The organism is Streptomyces tateyamensis, assembly GCF_003205575.1.
Lineage (GTDB): Bacteria > Actinomycetota > Actinomycetes > Streptomycetales > Streptomycetaceae > Kitasatospora > Kitasatospora tateyamensis.
In genome coordinates, this window is the sequence record NZ_PYBW01000394.1 from 1 (window position 1) to 248 (window position 248).

The following is a 248-nucleotide window of genomic DNA, read 5'->3' on the forward strand; positions in this document are numbered from 1 at the left end:
CCAGGTACTCCCGCTCCGGCACGCCGTAGCGGTGGTGGGCCAGCGCGAGAACAACCAGGTCGTGCTCGCGCAGGTCGTCCGCCACCGTCTCAAGGTCCAGCAGCACCGGCCCGCCCGCCCCGACGTGGACGTCGCGCGGCAGCGAGTCGCCGTGGCTCACCCCCGGCGGCAGCACCGGCTGCTGGGCGGCCACCGCGGCGGCCTGGTCGGCGGTGAGCGCGCGCAGCTGGTCCGCGTCCGCCGGGTCC

General features: G+C 77.4%; 1 protein-coding gene. It reads right to left on the reverse strand.

Features of this window, described 5'->3' with window-relative positions; translation table 11 throughout:
• On the reverse strand, positions 1 to 248 hold a 248-nt coding region (locus tag C7C46_RS33890), incomplete at both ends, for a phosphotransferase (RefSeq protein ID WP_342775468.1).